The sequence below is a fragment of the Bacillus cereus group sp. MS39 genome, from assembly GCF_040448665.1.
Lineage (GTDB): Bacteria > Bacillota > Bacilli > Bacillales > Bacillaceae_G > Bacillus_A > Bacillus_A wiedmannii.
The window spans coordinates 2,295,782-2,317,968 of record NZ_CP123058.1 but is presented as its reverse complement, the minus strand read 5'-3'; the positions used below and the strand labels follow the sequence as shown (position 1 = coordinate 2,317,968).

The following is a 22,187-nucleotide window of genomic DNA, read 5'->3' as shown; positions in this document are numbered from 1 at the left end:
TGAAAATATACAAACTTTGCATAAAAAAATGATTTTATAGTATCTTTTTAATATCCATGTCCACTTTGCCAACCACCGTGTCCACCGTGTCCACCTTGCCAACCACCATGTCCGCCTTGCCAACCACCGTGTCCACCTTGCCAACCACCATGTCCGCCTTGCCAGCCACCATGTCCGCCCGGCCAACCGCCGTGTCCACCTTGCCAACCACCGTGTCCACCTTGCCAGCCACCATGTCCGCCCGGCCAACCGCCGTGTCCACCTTGCCAACCACCGTGTCCGCCTTGCCAACCACCATGTCCATCTTGCCAACCACCGTGTCCACCCGGCCAACCACCGTGTCCGCCTTGCCACCAGCCTGCATAGCCTTGTCTCTGTGAGTTCATTCCTTCGCATCCCTTCTTATTAAAAATTCAAATACTGTAACTGGGTATTCTCTAAATATAATTATGTATCCCAAAAATAAATGTATCCGCAAACATCTCGATTATTGGTAAAGTAATTATCTAATGAAAAAACATTTATCATTGCAAATCTAAGCTCATAACACGATTTGCACAAGAGAATAACCATACAATGTTATCCCTCCTTTAAAAACCTATTTAAGAAAAACTTAAGAAATTCACTTCTAAATTCATAAGAATTTTTTTCTATACTGAATCATGTAAATGAACAAAAGGAGAAACAATTATGAAGAAATTTATACTTTGCATAATAGGAATAGGCCTTCTTATATACTTACTCCCCTTCATGTTACGCGGGGATCTAGACATATTAAATCCACTTGCTGAAGAGAAAAATGTATATGCCGTTGCGGAAGGATATGGTGTTCCCGATTATCATACGAACGGTAGAGCTATATACTCGTTAAAAGGCATTGATGAATCTGGAAATGAAGAAGAGTATACAGTAGGAACGAATACTCCTAATGATTTTATAAGAAAAACTTACTTAAAAATCCATGTAAAAGGTAAGTATGTCTATTCTTACGAAGTTATTTCTGAAAAAGACATTCCGGAGAAAATAAGAAAACTAGTAGAAGATAGTATATAAACAAAGAGCCCACTCTTATGAGTTGGCTCTTTGTTTCCAGTTTTTCTCTCTCTTACCTACTCTACCGTTGGGCTATCGCTTGAGGAAGGAGAATTCTTTCGATCAATTTATTACATTCGCTATCACTGTTTTAATAGCCATTCTTCCATTACCTTTACTGTTTCATCTCGTTGTGCTTTTGGCGTAATTAAGCTTGCATTATCACCTTTTTGCTCACCATACATGCCAAAATGAGCATGGTTTCCGCCTTTTATCATGTGCATAGTTGTATTCTTTGACATTAACTTTTTATTGTTCTCTATTTTTTCTACAGTTGCTAAAGCATCTACTTCCCCATAAATTGATAACATCGGAATCGATTTTGTAGAGAAGTCATCTGCAGGATACGAACCTAAGAAAATGATCCCGTCTACCTTGTCTTCATGTTGAAAGGCATACTTAGAAATCATAGCTCCCCCCATTGAATGCCCTGCGACATACCATTTTTGAACTGCAGGATACTGTTCCATTACACTGTCTACCGCATTGATTCCAAATATCGCTAAATTTAATGGTAACTTAGGCATTACTACAAAATGCCCATCTTTTGCAAGAGCTTCCCCTAAGTAACTATAAGCCTCAGCTTCTACTTTAGCACCTTGATAAAAAATAACCCCTACTTTAGCACCTTTCTCTCCAAAAACTATATGATCTTCATCATTTTTACCATCTACTAACGACAAAGCCTCTTTCGTCGGTTTATAAGTAAACTGTGACCAAGTCAAAAACGTAATACTTCCTATAAGTAAAATACCTAGTAAAGAGTACAGAATAATTTTTATCCATTTCTTCAAAAAGATGACCTCCCTAAGATGTATATATTCTATATTTTAGATTACCATTAATAAACATAAAAACTCGAGCATTTTTATTATGCTCAAGTTTTTATTTACGTCTTTAATTTATACTATAAATTATCCAAGATAAATATGTAGCAAATGCGGACCATAAAAAATATGGAATTAGCAACCATGTCGATACTTTAGATAATTTGGAAGAAACCGCTATGAGAAGTAACGTAGTAATAGCGACTAGTAAACAATCTACTGTTGCTAAAAATAAATTTTTTTGACTGAATTGAAAGTAGCTGAACGCTTGATTACACATATAATTTAAAAGGAATACAAACCAAAATGTTTTTGGCTTACATCCATATTTGTTGTAAATAATTGCAACTGATAATGCAATAAGTCCATATAATACAGCCCAAATTATTCCGATTGTCATACCAGAAGGTGTCCAAGACGGCTTTTCTAGCGCATCGTACCAAGTGCGATCAATAGGAAATAAAATACTAGAAACATAAAACAAACCATATGTTAGTAAAAATACTAGAATACTAGACTTTTTCATAAACATTCTCCTTTTTACTAGAAGATTATAGAAACTTTATATGATTAGTATGTCCTTGTAATGGATAAAATTCTAATATTTAAATTTCAAATACATATTGTTTAATCTATTTTATACGAACTCTTTCATACTTTTATATGCACAAAGGGCTCTCTCCCGTGCGGCCTTATGATCAACAACTGGCAAAGGATATGTATGACCAAGCTTTATATTGGCCTTTTGTAAAATATGCTCAGGTGCTTCCCAAGGTTTATGTATATATTTATTCGGCATATCTTTTAATTCTGGTACCCATTTTCTTATATACTCTCCATTTTTATCAAACTTTTCTCCTTGTGTGATGGGGTTAAAAATACGAAAGTACGGTGATGCATCTGCTCCACTTCCAGCAACCCATTGCCACCCCATTGTATTATTTGCAATATCAGCATCTAGTAATGTATCCAAAAACCATTTTGCTCCTTCTTGCCACGGAATTAACAAATGCTTTACAAGAAAAGAGGCTACAGCCATTCTTGCTCGATTATGCATAAAACCTGTTTGCCATAGTTCCCGCATTCCCGCATCAATAAACGGATAACCAGTTTCACCCTTCTGCCATACTGTTAATAACTCCTCTTCATTATTCCATGGAAAATGTTCAAAGCTCTTATTAAGAGGTTTATATACTGTAAATGGATAATGATATAGTAAATAATAAGAAAACTCTCGCCAAATGAATTGACGTATAAAACTATTCACTTGTTTTTCAAAAAGACTACATTGTCTTTCGGTACTTTTATTGATTAAGTAATGATACATCCACCTCACTGATATTTGGCCAAATGAAAGATATGGTGCCAACATCGAATGAGCATTTTGATTTGGAAAGTCTCTTCCTTCACTATAAGAGGCTAATTTGCTAGAGAAAAATTTCTTACATGCTTTGTATGCCCCTTCTTCTGTAGGCTCCCATATTGATTCAATATGGGATGTCCACGGTATAGTCGGCAGCAAATGTAATTCTGAAACAGATAAGCTTGCTGGTAAAGAGCTTCCTCCCTTTATACGCTGCACTTTACTAATAGGCTTAGGTATTTCCTGCTTTTGAAATGCATTGTAAAAAGGCGTAAACACCTTATATTCAGTGTTATCTTTCTTTTTAATAATCCACGGTTCTAATAATAAATGCGAATTAAATTCCTTACAAATAATACCTTTCTCTTCTAACATTATTTTCATTTTTTGATTACATTGTAATCTATCTGGATCATAACAAATATTCCAATATACAGCCGTTATACCTAATTGTTCTATGAGAGAAAGTATTTCTTCCAGCGTATTTCCTTTGCGAATTATTAAAGTAGATCCCAATGCCTCAAGTTGCTTTTTGACATCTATTATAGCATGGTGTAACCACCACTTTGATGCACTTCCTATTGAAAAAGTTTCATCTTGTACATATACCGGAAGAACCTCACCAGACTGAACAGCCTCAAATAAAGCTGGGTTATCATATAAACGAAAATCTTTTTGAAACATAACGATAATTTTATTTTGCATAACTATCCCTTCTAATTCTTAAAACATATTAAATTTCATTATATAACAGTAATTTATACATAAGAATTTATTTGTCTTTAATAGTTTAATTGACTTTTTCAACTATTTTATTAGTAGGAATTTTAACAACCATTTCTTTTTCACCTGTTCTATCAATCATGAAACCATGAACTTTAATATCAGAAGGTATTAACGGATGATGACGAATCATATCTATACTCTTCTCAATATTTTCACTAACATTTTCTTGTCCACTTAGCCATGCATTAAGGCTACCACTTGAAAATTCAGGCATGCAATTTTTAAAGAGATATTCTATTTCTCTGTTATTTTTTATGGAGTCACGTTGAATTTGTAGATTAACTACATCAGTTTCTTTATCCTCTATTCCTACAACAAAAATCTCTTCAACATTTTCTTGATAAATAGCAATAATAACAGATCTCATTATATCTCCATAAGGATGTACAATTACAGAATCATAGCTGTGTATAGTCAACATGTTTTCTTGTTGAATGTTGGTTACTTGTTGGATAATAGGCTCTATTCCGTGTTCAATGTCCGTTAATAATAATACTTTTTTATTCTTTGAATTCATATGGAGCACTCCTTCTTCACGATTGTATTTATGGAACTTTTAAACTAGTAATGATAGTTGATTATTTATGACATGATTGTTACCAATTTTTCCATTGTCCTTCTGGATCAACACTTGCCAGTCTAACCCATCCATTTTGAACTTTTTCTCGAAATGTGAGATTGGCATTTAACAAACGCTCTATATATTCAATAGGTGCTTGAATTACAATTAGTAAACGCAGTGGTGAATGATATGTCTCACTATCTGACTGCATAACGGATTGCCAAGGTAAGCCTGGCAACAAGTCACTTCCATTTCCTTGCATAACACCGAGACCTGCCGTTACAGTTTGGGTTGTTTTGTTTCCACTACCATAATAATGAGGAGCTACAGTTGAAGCGTAATATTGTAAATTTATCCACTGAGCTACTGTTCCTGGTCCCGCAATGATGTTAGCTAATATATCGCCACTTTCATCCTGTTTCCAATCATAATTATGAAGGAAAGCCCTACCTTCTAAGTCGCAATCCTGAGTTAATTCACGCTGTCCGATAATAAAAGATGCATTACGGGCTAATCCCCATTCTGGACGTATTTCACTCCAATCTTCTGCAAATCGCTGTGCTTCTTTACCTGGATTTTTTATTTTCTTTTTAAAATTAGGTAATTGCGTTAAGCGCTCTCTATTTGCATCTTGGCTCACATTTGGCATAACCGACTCAATACAATCAAATGCTTCTTGCGCAGTTTCCGAAAGTTCTGGGACATAAATCCATTCCAATTCATCCACTGTTGTCTTATGTTCAGCTGCCGCAAAAATGGTATCCTCAGGAATTTTAATGCCTTCAGCAGACAACGCCTCTCTTACTTCTGGAAGATTACATAAAGTAGCGAAAACTCTTGCATTGAATCCCCCTGCTGCTCCGCCACAAGCACCACACTCAAGCGCTGCTGCATAAGGGTTGTTCGTACTTTGACTACTATGTCCGCACATTACAACTAAAGGCGCGAATTTTTCTGTCAATCCCACCATCTTTAAAGCTTGACGCACATAATTCACTTTTTCTTCTTTCGTAAAACCGATCGGTATCTCGCATTTTGTATCATGAACATGATTAAGCGAGAAGGTTGTATCAGGCTTTTGCAACATATTTTTACGAAGGTTACGAATGAAACCACCTACTCTTCTTGGCACAAAACTCCTTGTCACCATTTGTAAACCAAGTAAAGGACCACTTACTTCAGGTAGCAACATACTTGTCAATACGTTCTGTTTCATCGTTTTAAATGTATAACGTAACGAACTGCCTACCATCTTACGTTGTTCATAAGATTTACATTCATTTTCATCCGTGAGCTCTTTTATTTGATGTTTCGGTTTTAATATAACTGGCAAAGAAGGATGACTGTCATTACTACCTAGTTCACTAGTCGCAATTGGTAACCCAAAGAAACCAGCTATTCCAAACGTTTCGAACGGACCTAATTTTTCTAGGTGGCGACGAAACGGTTCTGAACGTACATCAATACAAAATGCTAATTGAGCTAATACACGTTTTTTATCATTAGTTGCACGTTGCTTAGAAACAATCTTTTCCCTTAATTGCTCTGCATGCGTCTGTTCCCAAGCTTCTAACCAAAGTTTCCTGCGAATATTTTCATCAAAACGATAGGCAAATGCTAATAATTCGCTTTGTTCAGCTGCAGACATTTGTGACCATTCCAGAGTTGAAATATTCCCCCAATAGATCCAAGAAGCTATAAGTGGGACAATCGAAACTTTTTTCTCAACCTTTTGATTTTTTAAAGGTAAATAAGGTTTTACAATGGCCAGTTCCATAGAAATTCGAACTGCTAAATATTCAATCATAAGTTCCTGTTCCTGAGTTGATTGTTGGGAACGCCATAGTATCATTCCTGCCCATCCAGGCAAAGCGAGCAAGTGCCCTTCAAGGTATGCTTGCATGTTAGATTCAGAAATTCCTAATTCAGATAAAGCTTTTGTTAAAGCTATCTGGGCATCCTCTGGCCAATCTTTTAACACTCTACGCTCATTTTTACTGAGCGCTGAATCAAATTTAATAAGGTGATGCCATGCGCGATACAAACCTTTCTCTCGATTTGGCATCGTCCAACTTGACCCGGAGTCATCCAAATATAATTTACACCATTTAATAATATGATAATTAAGAATATCAGATAGATTTTCACTATTTCCATTCTCTATAAGCGAACCTATTGATTGCATAGAAGAGTCTTTCATATTTCCTGTATTTATATAACTCATTTCTTCTGCCAGTTTATTTAATTGTGGCGATGATAATAAACTAAAAGGTAATTCCTCTAATTTTAAAGCTGCTTGGCAAAACTGCTCCGCTTTTTTTCGCGGGATATGAAAAGATTGTGAATCAAGCCAACGAGACAAGCCACTTTGTAAAAATGATTCCTCAATTTCACCTTTCGCCTTTGCCGAATGAATCATAGAATCACTAGGATATATATCCACATTACTAATTTCTTTTAACCAATCTGCAACTTGTTCAAATGATTGTTTTTCAAGTCCCATCCAAGGGTGATGAGCTGCAAATGTAGCAATCGGCCAAAGTGGTGCAATCACTCGGCTAGCAGATTCAACTAAATCATTTATATTCTTTTCTTGTATTTCAATGTTTGTATCTTTCTTTTTTAAAGTCTCTTTCGTTACGATTGACGATATGCTCATCACTGATTACCTCCCTTTGATACATAATGTTTAAGATAGCTTGGATGACTTTCTACTGACTTTTGTCTCGCCTCACCTACTCGAACGAACCAAAGATACATTACAGCAAATATAGTAGAAGATTGATTACGAGTAACGAGAGTACTAATAGCACTACCAAATAATAAGAGACATATAACAAAAATAACGGCTGGAGCTGAAGGTTGAACATTTTGATACATGTCAGTATGCAACCATTTATAAAGAGAATTATGAACGGTAAAGTAAATGAGAGAAAATCCAACTAAAATAAATACGCCAACAATTCGTCCCATTCTTCCCTCTCCAAAAACAACAAGTTGTTTCCATGAAAAGTATAATGACCACCCTAAGATGAACGCACTAACTAATTCATACCCTTCTCCAGAAGTCGTAAACCAAAAAGCAATCGCTATAAATAATCCGAAAACACGTCCGACCATAATCCATAAATTAGATATTTTTTCATTAGACTGCTTCACTGCCCCAAAACGTTGTACGGAAGAACCAGCTTGTAAAAACAATGTAGCTTTAAACAAACCATGTAAAATTAAATGAATAACAGCCGCCAAATAAGCTCCTAATGCGCATTGAATAAGCATAAACCCCATTTGTGCAATAGTTGACCCCACTAGCTGACGTTTATAATCAACCTGAACTAGGCTAATTCCTGTTCCTATTAAGACAGAAATACTAGAGAAAATTAGTAAAATGATTTGTGCAATATCATCATGAAAAAGAGGTGAAAATCTAGTTAACATGATACCGCCAGCATTTACTAACCCCGCATGCATAATAGCAGAAACAGGAGTTGGAGCAACAGCAGACTCAATTAACCATGTTTGAAAAGGCCATTGTGCTGCTGGAATCATCACAGCTAATATAATGAATAAGTTAATTCCTGTTTTCTCCAATGTTCCAAATTGAGCTACATTTTCATTCGTTAAAACTGATGTTAACTGCCACTGTCCAGTGACTTGAAAAAGCCAAATGATAGCTGCTAGTAAGGCAATCCAGCTTATTGTAAATAAATAACTAGAAATTTTTGTTGCTTCACTAACTACTTTCCACCCTTTATTTAGCCCTATGAGTAGAACCAATCCTATAAAAGTTGCTCCCCAACAAATAATCATGAAACGAAGATCATCACTTAACCATGCAACCGAAGATACACCTGTAGTAAATGTAAAAAGTGCAAAGTATTTTCGATATGAGCGATCTCCCAGTAAGTAACGTATAGAAAAACGCTGAATGATTAAACCGATTGTAAGAACAAAGAAAGCCATGAACCAAGCTAAAGTATCTAGATGCCAAGGCCCCACAACTCTATCTCCATTGTGATTAACAAGTGCGAGTAAAGAAACCAATGAAGGCAAAGCAGCGATACCAATGTGGATATGAACAAAACGCAAAGGCATCCTTGCATGTAAAAACAATAATCCACTTAGCCAAGAAGCACTAAGCGCCATAAAAAATAATGTTAACAGTGTTGATGAACTCAGCGAAATTAACATGTATAATACTCCCTTCTAAACGAAAATAACCTATAAAAATTCCTTTTAAGTAAGATAGTTTTTTAATTTCAATTTTCATTCACTCTTTTTCGTACATCGTTTTTTCCCATAAAAAAAACCGACAACTTCCATAATTCAATGATTTTATATCATCATTGAATTATGGAGATTGTCGGTTTCACTTCAACTAACTTCAATAAAGTTTTTTGAAGAGCTCCCATTTTATAGAGGATAATAATGTATGTATTACTCCTGTTAAAAAGAAAAGTATATTTCTGATCTCCTAGATTATGCAATCAATATATCAATTTATGTTATGTGCTATCTTTCAATTAAGAAACTTTTTCATTTAATCAATATTACATATTAAAAAAATGCTAAAGCCTTAATTATAGCAAACTGTTAAAATGAGCATCTATCAATTTTTTAAAACAATTATAAGATAAACCATATTAAGCAGTTTGTCAATTTATTTATCCATTTTTCCAAGCGTTATTTCAATCGAAATTCATTATACGTAAATAATTTCAAGTTTTTAATTATTATCATGTTAATAATTGTAAATAAAGTGCAAAACTTTTAGGTTTCTTAATTATCTCCCACTAACACTACGGTGGTTTTAATTTTTAAAACTTTTCCTCAAGATTATGAAACAATTTAAAAATCATTACTCGTTCACCTGTACGAGAGCTTATATCCGTATGAAAACTTTTCACTTTTTCTCCAGTTAATTCTAGTATGATCTCTTTCAAATCTTCAATTCCAGATTCAACTAGCTCCGAACGATTTTTCTTTATCGTTAGCATACCGTCTTTCGTTTCGCAAACAGTATATTCAGCCGGTGTTAAAATACCTTGTAAATTTACGATAATCATATCCCGTAATATATCTGTCTTAACGGATATAGACCCGCGTCCTAAGTAGTCCTTTTCCCAGTGAGTAATTGCTTTACTTATCTCTGATTCAATAGAGCCTTTTGAGTTTTTCATCTATATATCCTCCTTAAATAAAATAAATTTACAATAACAATATAATAATCTGGATTGATTTTATTTTCAATTATTGAGAAGAATTTATTGGGATTGTTGTAAGGTATCCTTTAATATCATAGCGATTTTTTATATTACAATATAGATTTTTTTGATTATTCCCAACAAGATACTCTTACTATAAAGACTCTGTTGCATAGATTTCTAAAAAGGACATTCCGTGGAAAATAAGAAAGCTCTTGTAACGTAATACATAAACGAAAGAGCCGATTTCTTTATAAAATAGTAAATCGACTTTTGTCTTAGTTATTGATTTAGTAATAAAAACACTTTTCAAAAGAAATAAGTTTATACTATAGACGTTAATCTTTCTGGAAGTTTAAATGAAAATGAACCTCATCATTGTATACCCTAAATTCATACCCTTTCTCTTTATAAAATTTAATGATTTTAGGAAGAACTTGTAATGATAGCCTTACTATTGAAATTCTATTATCATTTTGTAATTGGAATGAATTTGAATTACATAAAGAACCGGAAGAAATAATATGATTTGGAGGTACTTCGATGAACCTTTTAATTAGAGAGTTAGAAAAAAATGATTTAGACAATTTCCCGGAGATTGATGACAGCTTTATAGTGAATGCTCGGTTAATGCTTTCTCTTTCAAAAGTAAATAGACGCATAGAATATACAATAGAAGACGTTCCGAGTTATGAAAAAAGTTATTTACAAAATCAAAATGATAATGAAGAACTAGCGTACAATGAATATATTAATAACCCTAATCAAGTAATTTACATAGCACTGTTACATAACCAAATCATTGGATTTATGGTATTGAAAAAGAATTGGAATCACTATGCTTACATAGAGGAGATAACGGTGGATAAAAAATATCGTACACTCGGAGTTGGTAAAGGATTGGTTGACCAAGCAAAGAAGTGGGCAAAAGAAGGCAATATGCCCGGGATCATGCTTGAAACGCAAAATAATAATGTCGCAGCATGTAAATTTTATGAAAAATGTGGATTTGTAATTGGTGGGTTTGATTTTCTTGTTTATAAAGGTTTGGATATTGAAAATGATGAAGTTGCAATTTATTGGTATTTGCATTTCAAATGAGAATAGTTTATAACGTTAAAAAACTCAAAATAAAACCCCAATCTCTCCATATTAAAATTGAGAAATTGGGGTTAAGTTATTTAACAATATTTTTTATTTAAAACAAGTAACTGATTAATAACCCCGCTGATAATAAGAAGCCGAAAATCGTATTTGTCATCGCTGTTGATTTCATGGCGATGCGCATATACCCAGGATCCTTTGCCCCTTTTTGGAAACTTTGAATGGCAGAGATTGGCTTTCTCAAACCTAGGAACATAACTAATGCCCAAGGGCTTATATAACCCATCAACACAATCACGGCAATCCATAAATAAGCAATTAGGAAGGCTACAGCTAGTGTTACCACTGCTTTCTCTCTCCCAAGGAGGATTACTAATGTCTTTCTGCCACCTTTAATATCTTCTTCGATATCTCTGATGTTATTCGACATGTTGATTGCACCGACTAAAATTCCAATTGGAATGGAAATCAATACACTTTCAGTCGTTATCGTATTCGTTTGAATAAAGAAAGCAATGAGTACAAAACATGTCCCCATTAACAATCCAGAAACTAATTCTCCAAACGGAGTGTACGCAATTGGTAATGGACCACCTGTATATAAATAGCCAACCGCCATCCCAATTAAACCAATAACAACTAACCACCAACTACTATTCATACAAATATAAATTCCAATAAGTGCTGCTACTACATACAATAAAAGCGCAACTGTTAACACATTTTTTGGTTTCAATCCATGACGGACAATTCCACCACCAATTCCAACCGAATCAGCTGTATCTAATCCACGTTTGAAATCATAGTACTCATTAAATAAATTCGTTGCTATTTGCAATGCTAAACATGCGCACATCATCGCAATAAATAAAAGCCAATCAATTTTAGCAACATAAAGTGATGCTACTGTCCCTAAAATTACAGGAGAAAACGTCGCCGTTAACGTATGCGGGCGCGTCATCTTCCATATTAATTTAGCGGAACTAATTTCTTTTTCTGTCCCCATAACTCTGTTCAATCTCCCTACATTGTAAGTATAAATTACTAGCAGTATCTTTCTATCTATTTCCTGCCACGCATCTATTATAGCAAAAAATGAATTGACGATAGAACTTTAATGCTCTTGCTTGCACGATAACTTTGCATCAAAATATCGTTTTTTCTAATATGGGGTACAGTTGCATGCCCATCAACTTAAGAATTTCATAATACCCCCAAAACAAAAAAATTGTACATTTTCACCTGGATATGCTAATTTTCTCGTTTTGGGGTATTTGCTTTTCTTAGGTTGCTCGACTTGGACTAGCAATTGTACCTGCCGAACCGCCAAAAACTGCTAATAATTAAAAAAACTTTTTACATAACAATTTAACTCCTCGTAGTTTTCTACTAAGGGTTAAATTGTTCAAAGGGTATTCCATTTGAGGTTTAATCAAATTATGTTCTCAAATGAAATTTTGAGGTACACATTCACGAACACCGGAATTTTTCAATGAGTTAAATAAAGCTGCACTGATTCTTAATAGGACGTTGTTATCAGTTCCATCTTCTAAATCATAGATTACAAAGTATGCATTATCGACTGTAAAAATACATTTTCGTTCTAATTTAAATCCAGGTGGTACAGTTGGAAATTCATCACTTGGTACAATTACAGGTGTATCACCTTCATCTCTGATAAGATTGAAAGTTTGCTCGTCAATTTCGTAGATATTAACTGGATCAATTTCTACACCTTTATCTGGAATTGTAATTTCATCTTCAACTAATAAGAAAAAACGTTGGTTTCGAAAATTGAAAAGAGATCTTGCTCCAATTTCAAATGATGCCACTTTATATTCACCTCCTTTGCAACTTTTTTATCGATTTAAAGTTACCTTCATATGGTATGTCAGATTAATAGATTTGGTTACGGCTTGTACTACGCAAATTACTAAATTAAGAGTTTTATCATATATGAATTATTGATAACTCCCGCTAACGAGAATTATGTAAATGAGCTGTCCAAACAGATGTCTTATTTTATTTTTGCTTAGCTTGATTTTTTCCCAAATGCTGGCGATACCCCATGCCCAACTTAAGAAATTGGTAGTTCCCCAAAACGAAGAAAATTTTCGTTTTGAGGACACTTCAAAATATTAGCTTGAGGGTATGGGACTGAACCCCTAATGCTTTATTTTAATAATAATTCTTTTCATAAAATAAAACCCAGTTATCAGTCTAAACCATTTTTTAGATCTAACAATAACAAGTGTACATTTTTACCTTTCAGATAGTCTCTTTTATTCTAATTTCTTCATTTCTTTCAGCCGTTCTATATCTTTTTCTGAAGCCTTTTCTATTTTATACAATTCATAGCTACCCTTTGTCTCATTTATCACTACAAATTCAATTTCATTCCGAATATAGCTTTTAGTTTTCCCTCTTTTATAACCAATAACATTATCTAATATAGTTTCCCCACTATCTTTTTTATATAAATTATAGCTAACAGGCGGACGACCAATTACATACTTATTATCAGAAAATCCGACTATATCATCTCTCCCTAATCCTGTCGAAACACTCCAGACAAAAATAATCTGAAATATAGAAAAAACAACAATACCGCATAAGAAAACAAATAGGATTGATTTAAAAAATAACTTTAAAAATATTCTGCCCAAAACATTCCCTCCCATTTCACCTCGGGATAGCAAGAACAAAACGTGAGTTTTGTACGCTAAGAAACCGAATTTTTATATTGTTGAAATCAATGCCATAAGAAAAAGGGTTACCGCAGTAACCCTTTTTCTTATAATACACGTCATTTAGGTAAGCTATGGATGAATAAAGTCAATCTATGAAATTTCCCACAATCTTTTAACTTCCACCAATTCCTGCCCATTGAATTCCATTCTATATATATCTGGTTTTGATGTCTGTAGTAAAAAATTCAAATCATACTTACTGTCATAATACCCCATCATCAAAGTCATTACAGCTCCATGAGTGCCTAATACTACTTTCTGTCCTCGATAGGTGTTTAATAATTCTTTTAAAACTTTTATAGCACGTTTCTGACAGTCGACATTCGACTCTCCTCCCGTTAAAGAAAAGTCGGGGTCTATGAATGACTTTTCTATCAAAGGGAATAATTCTTTATCCGACATTCGTTCCTCTTCAGTAATAAAAATTCTCTCTTTTAAGTCCTCAAATACTATAACTTCTTGTCCTAGTTGCTTCGCTAACTGCTGAACAGTTAGAATTGAGCGATTGTATGGACTCGAGATAACAACGTCGATTCCCTCACCTTGTAATACATCTGTTATTCGTTGAACATCTAATTTTCCTTTTTCAGTTAATCCTCTTATCTCTTCTTTTCCAAATTTCGGTGAATCCCCGTGTCTCACCATATATATGAAAGTTTTCATAATTGCCTCCATTTTTCCAGTTTTCTTTACAACCCCCCCTGATATTAGCATATATATCCAAGTTTATCTCTTTAAATTAACAGAAAACTGCGCGAATTCGAAATGAATTCACGATATTTGTAAGGAAAACTCAAAGTTTTCACTATCCTCAGGTATAAAAAAACGTTATTCTTTCTAAACAAGCTTGATTATTAGAAAGGATGAGATTTTTATGAATCTTTCAATTCGAAGCGAGCTACAATTATTTGCTGAAGAATTACATCAACATCTTACCCCATCATTTTTAGAAAAACTCGCTAGAGAACTAGCTTTTGTACAAAGAAAGCGTAAATTTTCAGGACAGGATTTAGCTATTATTTGTGTGTGGATTAGTCAACGTGTAGCGAGTGATTCCTTAGTTCGACTGTGTAGTCAACTTCATGCTGTTACAGGAACTCTTATGAGTCCAGAAGGACTAAATAAACGCTTCAATAAGAAGGATGTTTGCTTTTTAAAACATATCTTCTCTATATTATTAAAAAATAAAATTTGTGAAACATCAGTGATTCCAAGCTCTTCAATTACCTATTTTCAACGGATTCGTATTTTAGATGCGACGATTTTTCAAGTACCAAAACATTTAGCTAGTGTGTATCCTGGATTAGGTGGTTGTGCACAAACAGCAGGTATAAAGATTCAATTAGAATATGATTTACATAGTGGACAGGTTTTAAATTTTTAAGTTGAATCAGGTAAGAACAATGATAAGACCTTTGGAACAGAATGTTTAGCAACATTACGACCTGGCGATTTATGTATTCGGGATTTAGGCTATTATTCACTGGAAGATTTAGATCAAATGGACCAACGAGGCGTTTATTATATATCGCGACTTAAACTAAATAATATGGTGTATATCAAAAATGAGTTTCCTGAATACTTTCGAAGTGGAACAGTAAAAAAAAACAGTCTCAGTACATCAAAGTTGATTTAGAACACATTATGAATACCTTAAAACCGAGACAGGTGTGAATTTAGGGTAATCTAATATTTTCCATTCAAATATGATAGAATAGAAGTATATCCAAAACGGAGGAATAACAAATGAACTCAAACACAAAACAGTTTATTTATGATATCCAGCAACGAAAGAACAATTATATAGAAAATGCTTTAATAGCAATACAACACCCTAAAAAAGAGCAATCTGAACAGGTCATTCAAAATATAGTAGAGAAAATGGATATGATGATTAGTCTAGTTACTACGTACATGAGAATTGAATCTGGATCTACGAAAGAATTAAAAGAACTTCAGAAAGAAATTATCCATGCTCAAGCATATATCCAAAAACGAAAATTTGAAGAAACACAGAGATAAAACCCTGTGTTTTTATTTGATGTTCTATGACGCTAATCAGTTATAAATCAAATTACATGTAATTTGATTATTGTTTTGGCATAATCCATACAATTTGTTGAATGCGTACAATATATGGCACCGTATCTTCAATGAGCAAATGATCGGGTTTCACATCCTTTAATTTACCTCTTATATTTCCTCTTACAGTTTCAATAACCACATGTTTACCAATTACTGATTGTAATGTCTGATATACATAGGGATTAGGCACACTTACCATATTTTGTTTACTAAAGTCATTTCCCTCCAAATAACTCATTCTATAAGACTCCTTTCTAACTCGCATTCTTTCTCCTAATATATGATGTAAATCTTATAAATATGCTAGAAGGATAATTCATTATATGAACGGAAATAACATTTTAATAAGATACGGTTTCTATTTCTACATTGCTAAAAAATTATTTATATAAAGTTACTTTTACTAGTTAATAGGTGATGATATAGGGATATTTTGAATGTACATCTAGGTTGTTCCTTTCAGGATATGTATCATTTTAAATACGCCCTTTATTAGAATAGTACTCATACTTTTTTTGAGATTCTTTCGTAATACGTGCGTTAAGTAAAATTGCTAACAATAAAAACACTCCATATTTTCCCCCTGTAGCTCCTATGATAATCACACTACTACAAACAAGTACAATTAATAGGATAAACGAAACTAAATAAATACGATCATAATTCTTTGACATCTTCTCGTATTTTATGCGTTCTTTCCTTGCATCCATCTAAATTCCTCCTTTAAATAATCCATTTCACTCTCAAATAAATCTAGCCCTTAAAAAGGAAACAATCTATCGTTTTAAATAATTAGTTTGTTTTTTATCAACTAATTTATATAACGTAAAAAGAAATCCTACCAATACTAAGCTCTCCACCATGATAATCCCGACCCTCTCCTTCCTTCTAATCCCAACACATCAGATAAAAGTTATGTATATCCCATATTAGCTGCAACAAGCAAAAAGGATCCCCCTTCTCTTAAAGGCCGATCCTTTTCTCCTTGTATGCAACTATTTTTACCTATTCTTGATTAATTAGAATAATAGCTGGTCCATCTACACGAATTCCACCAACTTCGATTTTTTCATAAGACTCAACTGTAATAGAGATGATCCCTTCTCGCTTCTTTAATTCATTACTTAATTCTTTTGTTAACATTTTTTTCATGTGTGTACTCCTTCTTACTGCTTAATTTACTATTGGTATGTAAATAAAATTTAAATTGGTTTCCTGTTCTGGAAACCAATTTTTTGTAGTTGACCATATGGTGTTACCAGTTCGTTTATCAATTTTACGTAAAGAAGATAAACAATTACTATTCACCGTCTCAGTAGATATAAGGCACTCTTACAGATAGTGGTGAGATTGATTGTTTTTCTTCTAGAAATAATGACTTAGATAGTATTTACCTAAAACAATGAAAGCCCTACCTCTCTTTCATCCTTACGGCTCCTTGTCCGTGCCAGTGTGAATCAGGATTGTAAAAATCAAGTGACTATTTAATCGAGTTATTTGATGAAACTTCAAACGTTCGTAAAAGAAATTTAAAAATAAAAATGGATTAGATTGAAGTAATAACAAAAGAGGTATCTACTCTAAAAGTGAGTTGAAGAAATTGAATATCTTTGAAATACTTTCCTTTTAATAATCAACATATACCCAGAAAATTCAGGATATTTCCGAGAGATGTCATACAGTATTTATAATAAATCTCAACAGAAACTTTTTATTTGTTTTTCAGTGATTCCTTTAATTAATTCTAGCTCACTGACCAAAAATTTATATGCATCATCCAACAATTTTTTTTCGCTTGTATTCAGTGCTTTTTCCTTCTTTATACGGATTAAATCACGTATAACTTCAGCACCTTCTTGTATTTCACCCGTTTTTATTTTATCTGTGTTTACTTTATACCTTTGTTTCCAAGGCATTAATTCGCCTGATTCTCCATGCTGAAAAATGTGTATAATGCGCGTTAATGTAAGTATATCAATAACTGGGCGTATATTCGAACTCAATATTTTGCCCTTAGGAATCATGATTTGCATATTACTAATGGACATTTTTATGACATAATAAAGTTGCTTTTTCCCTGAGAACTCTTTTTCTTCTATGGCTTCAATTATACCTGCTCCGTGCATTGGATAAACAATGTTATCGCCAATTTGAAACATATAACCCACCTCCATATGTGGTAACCTTCTCAAGCTTAACACATATGTTATTTTTTATCAAATATTCAATAATATCATGAGTTTATTTTTGGTGTCAATCACTTTTTTATTTAGAAGTTAAATTAAGTAAAACAGCCGCAATATAATAGAGAGCGTTCTAGATTTCAAATAAAAGAAAAGGGAATTCCCACGCGCATATTCTGAAATCTCTACTCATTAACGTAGATCAGTTTTTCCTTGAAAACGGCCAAATCGATCCCGTATTTTTTTCAATCTTATATGATACTCCAAAATCTCAATTCTTGCTTTTTCTGCTAGAGGGGCAATTGGTCGTAAGTCTTTTAACCCCCAATACTCAACCACTACATCAAGTACTTGATCAAAATATTGTAGTGGCCCATAGTTTGCTTCTTTTGCAATCACAGCCATTCTATTTTCAAAATCAGGCATGACGGCACCTGGCATTTTAAAATTCCTAATCACATTGGCAATATGGTAGCAATAATTTGGTTCCAATTCTAAATGTGTTCGAATAACATCTCGATAAAACGCATAATGAAGTGTTTCATCTTTTGCAAGACGGCGTAATAATGTAGCAAGATCTGGATCATGCTTACTTGCCACCTTAGCTACATTATTGTAAAACACCATTGTTGCAAGTTCTTGTAGCGTCGTATACGTCATGGCTTCGATTGGTGTATGAAAATCAGGCTCAAATCCACACTCAACGACTGATTTTCTTAATTCATGTATACGTTTAGGGTTTACACTTCGAGTGAGTAGTAAATATGTCTCTAATAAATTCGAATGTTGATCCTCTTCTGAGGTCCAAGTATGAATAAAGTCTGTAATAACAGAAAGGGAACCTTTAAAAGTCGCAGATAAATACGTTGTAAACCACGGTAAATTCACTTCTGTTAATAAAGCTGTTTCAATGGCCGTAATTACACCAGAAGGGAGAGTAACTTGACTTTCATCCCAAGGAACTCTTTTAAAGTCCATTCCCTTATCCCATGGTAAAAACTCATGATAACCCCAGTCTATCTTCTGCGCTCTTATTTTATGTTGTTCATACAGTTCTTTTAAACGTGGTTCTAATCGGAAATCTAAATCATTTGTTAGCATATAAGTGCCCCCTTTTCTTACCATGAATATTCAGCTTATTTTTATCTCTAAAAATTTTCTACAAATAAATATTACTTTCCTTTTTTTTAATCCAACATAACAAACTTGTAACAAAACTCTTTAAGAGCGCTATATTTTCATAGAATTTTTTTATCAAAAGAGGGACCGTTACATCTATTTTCTTTTTTATAAAATAGATATTGAGGCAAACAATATGTTAGTTAGTCAAAATAAAAAACTAACCTCAGTAAATACAGAATAACATTCATGGATAAAGATACTCGTCATGTTGTAAATTTTGGTGAGTGTAAAAAGGTGCATGCCTATAAAGAATCGTTTTATAATAAAGATTGATAGTGTTTTATATACACTATCAACTTATTTAGACGTAAGATTATAATCCAATATATTAGATTAAGCGCTTGAAAAAAATACAGTTGATGAGATAGCCTTAAACGACAATTCCCAACAAGCTTAATGCACATTGGCTATGATGAGTTAGACCAAATTTTGTGAAACAGTATACAACAAAAAGGGACGAGGCGATAAACATGCAGTCAACGGAAGCGCATATGAAGGAAAAACAACGTAGAGAAAAAATAGAAATTATATTTAGTCACATGGTAAAAGGAGAGAATTTTTTTCACGGTTCTTCCTATCAATGGAAAAACATTGTATATCAAAATTATAATAGGATACAACAAAAAGAGTTGGAAATTGAACAACTCATTTCGAAAATGGAAAAAGAAGGGATCCGTTTTACACAGCACCGTTCACTCATACACTATCCCGTCATTGATTTCGTAAAATATATAGCTAAGATTTATAAGGAGCCCCTCGAAATAAAATAATCATATTGATAAAAGGTTTATTTCCGGGGATTTTTCAACTTAAAACCAGGGTACCGCCCCATTTCCATCAAGATAAAATTTTATAACACCCCCAAAACGAAATTTTTAGGTTTTATTGTGAAAAAAGCCTATTTATCATTTTGGGGGTGACCTGTTTTCTTAGGTTGATGGGGTACCGCCATCAACCTAAGATTACCCAAAGATCTAAAAAGCCATGCCATTACTTCTCCACGAAGAGATCGTGGAATACATCAATCACAGCCTTTTCTATCGAACTTGTAGCAACTGCCCAGCTGATTCCATGGAAAATATGTAAAATCACTAAGCATATAGCCCCTGTTATCCAAGTATAAAAATACATTGTCTTTACAAATAATACTCAAATATTTTTGCAACCTTTTCTTTTATTTTTTCTTTTATAGATAATTGATTGACGTCAGAGGATGTTACTTGCTTTGAATTTTGTAAGTCTGCATTAATCACTGGTTTTATTCTCGAAATATAGATAGGGTCATGAATATAACAGTTCATTTCTTCATTTAAATGAAACGAGCGTGAATCAAAATTCACGGTCCCAACCATCAATACTTTTTCATCAATCAAAAATACTTTACCGTGTAACACCCCATTTTTGTAACCATATACTTCCATCCCCTGTTTTAATGCTTTTCGGATATATGGATATGCTGCTTCTTTAACTAATAGTGCATCCGAATGAGGTGAGAATAGAATTTTGACACGCACTCCCCTCTTTCTTGCATCTACTAATGCGTTCCAAATAGTTCTGTCTTTTGGTATAAAATAAGGTGTTAATATAATAATGGATTCTTTTGCTTGTTGAAACAGCATTTTATAATCTTGCCCAAGTTTTTCTCCACTATAATATGCAGTAAATCGTTGCGAGGTTGCTCCCTTTTCCTTTACCGCATTGTGTATCGGAATCGGTTTCTCTGAGTTTCTCTTTCAGTCTAATACAAATTGTTGTTCTAAATCTTGAACTCCTTCTCCTCGTATTTGAAGATGATAATCTCTCCAATAACCAAGTTTTTCTTTTTCTCCCAAATACTTCTTTCCGATGTTGAATCCACCAATGTAACCAACCTTTCCATCAATAACTGAAATACGACGATGATTCCGATGATCCAAAGAAGAAAAAAGATAAGGGAAAGCAGGTTTATTGTAATATGTAAAATGAACTCCTTTTTTAACTAATAATTCTCTTTCCTTTTTCTTTAGTAAAATTCCACCTAACCTGTCCAAAGCATAGTATACTTCTACACCTTCTTGACTTTTTTTCCGCAATAACTCTAGAAACTGATGGCTTACTTTATCATCAGCAATAGAAAAAAAGTTAACATGCACGTAATGCTTTGCTTTCTCTATATCTGAGAATAGTTGATTGTTTAACTGTTTCCCATCTGTATACAAAGTAATATCACTTTGACGCATAGGGTATTGACTAGAATTCTGGCTAAATACCCCATTTTTTTCGGCTATCGTTCTTTCAATTTCACCCCAAACAAACAGAACTAAACATCCACCGATAAATAAAAAGAGGAATACTCGGAAAATTCTTCCTATCTTTTTTAGCATATTTAATCTCCTTTATATATTATCGTTTTATTTCTGTTAGTTTTTGTTATTGGGACAAAACTATTCCATGTATCTATTAGCTAAAAAAATCCTTCTTTGAATGATTAACTATAAAATTTCTCATTCGCATAACCCTAAAATTGGAAGTCGTACGATGATAACAAAATAGGCACTCTATATTTTGAAGTACATTTACAAGGAGGAATACTACATGACAGTAAGTACTAAACTTAAACAAACTATCGCTGGATTAAAGAGTGCTCAAGCATGCCTAGAAGGATTTGTTCTTGATACTGATAACAAACAAGCAAAACAATTATATACAGGTGCAGCACAACAAACTCAAGAAATTATTGAATCTTTAAATCCTCGTCTTCAACAAATTGAACATGAAGAGCCTCAGTACAAGTAATAACATAATACCTTTCACATAGAATATCGTCCCCATGGAAGAGTGCCCAGCTTAAATAACGATTATCATAATGCTGATTACGATTAAAGGTTCTCACCATATTGCCATCAATTCAAGAATTCAAAATTACCCCAAAACGAAAAAATGAGTTCAACTCTCATGGACACCTATGAAAAGATGAAATTTTCGTTTTTGGGGCATTTCAAAATGTTAGCTTGATTGGCATAGGGGTAGCGCCACATGCCCATCAACCTAAGGAAAGCAAATACCCCAA

At 33.5% G+C, this 22,187-nt stretch carries 22 protein-coding genes and 3 pseudogenes; 6 read left to right on the top strand and 19 right to left on the bottom strand.

Annotated features, from left to right (window positions below):
* Positions 1-47 precede the first annotated feature (47 nt).
* Positions 48-386, bottom strand: a complete 339-nt coding sequence (locus tag QEP67_RS12215) for a hypothetical protein (protein WP_064473334.1) — start codon at positions 384-386, stop codon at positions 48-50.
* 304 nt (positions 387-690) lie between these two features.
* Between QEP67_RS12215 and QEP67_RS12210 the strand changes: the two genes are divergently transcribed.
* The gene (locus QEP67_RS12210) at positions 691-1,053 is read left to right on the top strand and encodes a YxeA family protein (RefSeq protein WP_000713517.1); all 363 of its coding nucleotides are present in this window, start codon (positions 691-693) and stop codon (positions 1,051-1,053) included.
* A gap of 122 nt (positions 1,054-1,175) precedes the next feature.
* On the opposite strand, the gene QEP67_RS12205 is transcribed toward QEP67_RS12210, so the two are convergent.
* From QEP67_RS12205 to QEP67_RS12170, 8 genes and pseudogenes are all read right to left on the bottom strand, one after another.
* Complete coding sequence (locus QEP67_RS12205) at positions 1,176-1,886, bottom strand: alpha/beta hydrolase (protein WP_000758808.1); 711 nt, start codon at positions 1,884-1,886, stop codon at positions 1,176-1,178.
* A gap of 103 nt (positions 1,887-1,989) precedes the next feature.
* Positions 1,990-2,445 carry a tryptophan-rich sensory protein gene (locus tag QEP67_RS12200; RefSeq protein ID WP_000749773.1) on the bottom strand — a complete coding sequence of 152 codons (456 nt, stop codon included), beginning with the start codon at positions 2,443-2,445 and terminating at the stop codon, positions 1,990-1,992.
* 111 nt (positions 2,446-2,556) lie between these two features.
* Positions 2,557-3,987, bottom strand: coding sequence for a deoxyribodipyrimidine photo-lyase (locus QEP67_RS12195; protein ID WP_001179989.1), 1,431 nt, complete (start codon positions 3,985-3,987; stop codon positions 2,557-2,559).
* 85 nt (positions 3,988-4,072) lie between these two features.
* Entirely contained in the window at positions 4,073-4,585 is a 513-nt protein-coding gene (locus QEP67_RS12190; RefSeq protein WP_001086238.1) for a carbonic anhydrase, read from the bottom strand.
* 79 nt (positions 4,586-4,664) lie between these two features.
* Positions 4,665-7,289: a putative inorganic carbon transporter subunit DabA gene (locus QEP67_RS12185; RefSeq protein ID WP_000028389.1), complete on the bottom strand. Its 2,625-nt coding sequence runs from the start codon at positions 7,287-7,289 to the stop codon at positions 4,665-4,667.
* Entirely contained in the window at positions 7,289-8,821 is a 1,533-nt protein-coding gene (locus QEP67_RS12180; RefSeq protein ID WP_000908930.1) for an NADH dehydrogenase subunit 5, read from the bottom strand. The genes QEP67_RS12185 and QEP67_RS12180 overlap by 1 nt, the downstream gene beginning before the upstream one ends.
* Positions 8,822-9,447: 626 nt before the next feature.
* On the bottom strand, positions 9,448-9,810 hold the full coding sequence (locus QEP67_RS12175) for a DUF2294 domain-containing protein (protein WP_000798162.1): 363 nt from the start codon (positions 9,808-9,810) through the stop codon (positions 9,448-9,450).
* A 362-nt stretch (positions 9,811-10,172) separates the two neighbouring features.
* Positions 10,173-10,280, bottom strand: a pseudogene (locus QEP67_RS12170) (polysaccharide deacetylase); the annotation flags it as partial.
* 97 nt (positions 10,281-10,377) lie between these two features.
* Here QEP67_RS12170 and satA point away from each other — a divergent pair.
* A complete protein-coding gene (satA, locus tag QEP67_RS12165) occupies positions 10,378-10,935 on the top strand; it encodes a streptothricin N-acetyltransferase SatA (protein WP_064460020.1) in 558 nt (185 codons plus the stop codon).
* 97 nt (positions 10,936-11,032) lie between these two features.
* On the opposite strand, the gene menA is transcribed toward satA, so the two are convergent.
* The 4 genes from menA to QEP67_RS12145 all read right to left on the bottom strand — a co-directional run bounded on the left by menA (position 11,033) and on the right by QEP67_RS12145 (position 14,351).
* Positions 11,033-11,944 (bottom strand): 1,4-dihydroxy-2-naphthoate polyprenyltransferase, encoded by a 912-nt coding sequence (menA, locus tag QEP67_RS12160; RefSeq protein ID WP_064460021.1) that lies wholly within the window; start codon positions 11,942-11,944, stop codon positions 11,033-11,035.
* Between the two features lie 439 nt (positions 11,945-12,383).
* Positions 12,384-12,770 carry a hypothetical protein gene (locus tag QEP67_RS12155; RefSeq protein WP_000135755.1) on the bottom strand — a complete coding sequence of 129 codons (387 nt, stop codon included), beginning with the start codon at positions 12,768-12,770 and terminating at the stop codon, positions 12,384-12,386.
* 450 nt (positions 12,771-13,220) lie between these two features.
* Positions 13,221-13,604, bottom strand: coding sequence for a hypothetical protein (locus tag QEP67_RS12150; RefSeq protein WP_064460022.1), 384 nt, complete (start codon positions 13,602-13,604; stop codon positions 13,221-13,223).
* Between the two features lie 174 nt (positions 13,605-13,778).
* Entirely contained in the window at positions 13,779-14,351 is a 573-nt protein-coding gene (locus tag QEP67_RS12145) for a histidine phosphatase family protein (RefSeq protein WP_064460030.1), read from the bottom strand.
* A 211-nt stretch (positions 14,352-14,562) separates the two neighbouring features.
* On the opposite strand from QEP67_RS12145, the pseudogene QEP67_RS12140 reads away from it, so the two are divergent.
* Both QEP67_RS12140 and QEP67_RS12135 read left to right on the top strand, forming a co-directional pair.
* A pseudogene (locus QEP67_RS12140) lies at positions 14,563-15,356 on the top strand (IS4 family transposase); the annotation flags it as partial.
* Positions 15,357-15,434: 78 nt separating this feature from the next.
* Entirely contained in the window at positions 15,435-15,710 is a 276-nt protein-coding gene (locus tag QEP67_RS12135; RefSeq protein ID WP_001087713.1) for a hypothetical protein, read from the top strand.
* Positions 15,711-15,777: 67 nt separating this feature from the next.
* Here QEP67_RS12135 and QEP67_RS12130 read toward each other — a convergent pair whose 3' ends face one another.
* From QEP67_RS12130 to QEP67_RS12110, 5 genes are all read right to left on the bottom strand, one after another.
* Complete coding sequence (locus QEP67_RS12130; RefSeq protein ID WP_000120818.1) at positions 15,778-16,011, bottom strand: YuzF family protein; 234 nt, start codon at positions 16,009-16,011, stop codon at positions 15,778-15,780.
* Positions 16,012-16,249: 238 nt separating this feature from the next.
* Positions 16,250-16,483, bottom strand: coding sequence for a hypothetical protein (locus tag QEP67_RS12125; RefSeq protein WP_000340034.1), 234 nt, complete (start codon positions 16,481-16,483; stop codon positions 16,250-16,252).
* A gap of 295 nt (positions 16,484-16,778) precedes the next feature.
* Positions 16,779-16,925: a BC1881 family protein gene (locus tag QEP67_RS12120; protein WP_000738548.1), complete on the bottom strand. Its 147-nt coding sequence runs from the start codon at positions 16,923-16,925 to the stop codon at positions 16,779-16,781.
* 545 nt (positions 16,926-17,470) lie between these two features.
* The gene (locus QEP67_RS12115) at positions 17,471-17,932 is read right to left on the bottom strand and encodes a CarD family transcriptional regulator (protein WP_000486298.1); all 462 of its coding nucleotides are present in this window, start codon (positions 17,930-17,932) and stop codon (positions 17,471-17,473) included.
* 216 nt (positions 17,933-18,148) lie between these two features.
* Positions 18,149-19,057 carry an acyl-ACP desaturase gene (locus QEP67_RS12110; RefSeq protein ID WP_000957101.1) on the bottom strand — a complete coding sequence of 303 codons (909 nt, stop codon included), beginning with the start codon at positions 19,055-19,057 and terminating at the stop codon, positions 18,149-18,151.
* Positions 19,058-19,608: 551 nt separating this feature from the next.
* Between QEP67_RS12110 and QEP67_RS12105 the strand changes: the two genes are divergently transcribed.
* Positions 19,609-19,908, top strand: coding sequence for a hypothetical protein (locus QEP67_RS12105; protein ID WP_064460023.1), 300 nt, complete (start codon positions 19,609-19,611; stop codon positions 19,906-19,908).
* Positions 19,909-20,274: 366 nt separating this feature from the next.
* Here QEP67_RS12105 and QEP67_RS12100 read toward each other — a convergent pair.
* Positions 20,275-21,501: pseudogene (locus tag QEP67_RS12100) on the bottom strand (phospholipase D-like domain-containing protein).
* Positions 21,502-21,712: 211 nt separating this feature from the next.
* Here QEP67_RS12100 and QEP67_RS12095 point away from each other — a divergent pair.
* The gene (locus tag QEP67_RS12095) at positions 21,713-21,913 is read left to right on the top strand and encodes a DUF1657 domain-containing protein (protein WP_000218935.1); all 201 of its coding nucleotides are present in this window, start codon (positions 21,713-21,715) and stop codon (positions 21,911-21,913) included.
* Positions 21,914-22,187 lie beyond the last annotated feature (274 nt).

Bases quoted from the DNA above. Each gene is read 5' to 3' on its own strand.
- QEP67_RS12215 (WP_064473334.1), bottom strand. From the start codon at position 386: ATGAACTCACAGAGACAAGGCTATGCAGGCTGGTGGCAAGGCGGACAC.
- QEP67_RS12210 (WP_000713517.1), top strand. From the start codon at position 691: ATGAAGAAATTTATACTTTGCATAATAGGAATAGGCCTTCTTATATAC.
- QEP67_RS12200 (WP_000749773.1), bottom strand. From the start codon at position 2,445: ATGAAAAAGTCTAGTATTCTAGTATTTTTACTAACATATGGTTTGTTT.
- QEP67_RS12195 (WP_001179989.1), bottom strand. From the start codon at position 3,987: ATGCAAAATAAAATTATCGTTATGTTTCAAAAAGATTTTCGTTTATAT.
- QEP67_RS12190 (WP_001086238.1), bottom strand. From the start codon at position 4,585: ATGAATTCAAAGAATAAAAAAGTATTATTATTAACGGACATTGAACAC.
- QEP67_RS12185 (WP_000028389.1), bottom strand. From the start codon at position 7,289: ATGAGCATATCGTCAATCGTAACGAAAGAGACTTTAAAAAAGAAAGAT.
- QEP67_RS12180 (WP_000908930.1), bottom strand. From the start codon at position 8,821: ATGTTAATTTCGCTGAGTTCATCAACACTGTTAACATTATTTTTTATG.
- QEP67_RS12175 (WP_000798162.1), bottom strand. From the start codon at position 9,810: ATGAAAAACTCAAAAGGCTCTATTGAATCAGAGATAAGTAAAGCAATT.
- satA (WP_064460020.1), top strand. From the start codon at position 10,378: ATGAACCTTTTAATTAGAGAGTTAGAAAAAAATGATTTAGACAATTTC.
- menA (WP_064460021.1), bottom strand. From the start codon at position 11,944: ATGGGGACAGAAAAAGAAATTAGTTCCGCTAAATTAATATGGAAGATG.
- QEP67_RS12145 (WP_064460030.1), bottom strand. From the start codon at position 14,351: ATGAAAACTTTCATATATATGGTGAGACACGGGGATTCACCGAAATTT.
- QEP67_RS12135 (WP_001087713.1), top strand. From the start codon at position 15,435: ATGAACTCAAACACAAAACAGTTTATTTATGATATCCAGCAACGAAAG.
- QEP67_RS12130 (WP_000120818.1), bottom strand. From the start codon at position 16,011: ATGAGTTATTTGGAGGGAAATGACTTTAGTAAACAAAATATGGTAAGT.
- QEP67_RS12125 (WP_000340034.1), bottom strand. From the start codon at position 16,483: ATGGATGCAAGGAAAGAACGCATAAAATACGAGAAGATGTCAAAGAAT.
- QEP67_RS12120 (WP_000738548.1), bottom strand. From the start codon at position 16,925: ATGAAAAAAATGTTAACAAAAGAATTAAGTAATGAATTAAAGAAGCGA.
- QEP67_RS12115 (WP_000486298.1), bottom strand. From the start codon at position 17,932: ATGTTTCAAATTGGCGATAACATTGTTTATCCAATGCACGGAGCAGGT.
- QEP67_RS12110 (WP_000957101.1), bottom strand. From the start codon at position 19,057: ATGCTAACAAATGATTTAGATTTCCGATTAGAACCACGTTTAAAAGAA.
- QEP67_RS12105 (WP_064460023.1), top strand. From the start codon at position 19,609: ATGCAGTCAACGGAAGCGCATATGAAGGAAAAACAACGTAGAGAAAAA.
- QEP67_RS12095 (WP_000218935.1), top strand. From the start codon at position 21,713: ATGACAGTAAGTACTAAACTTAAACAAACTATCGCTGGATTAAAGAGT.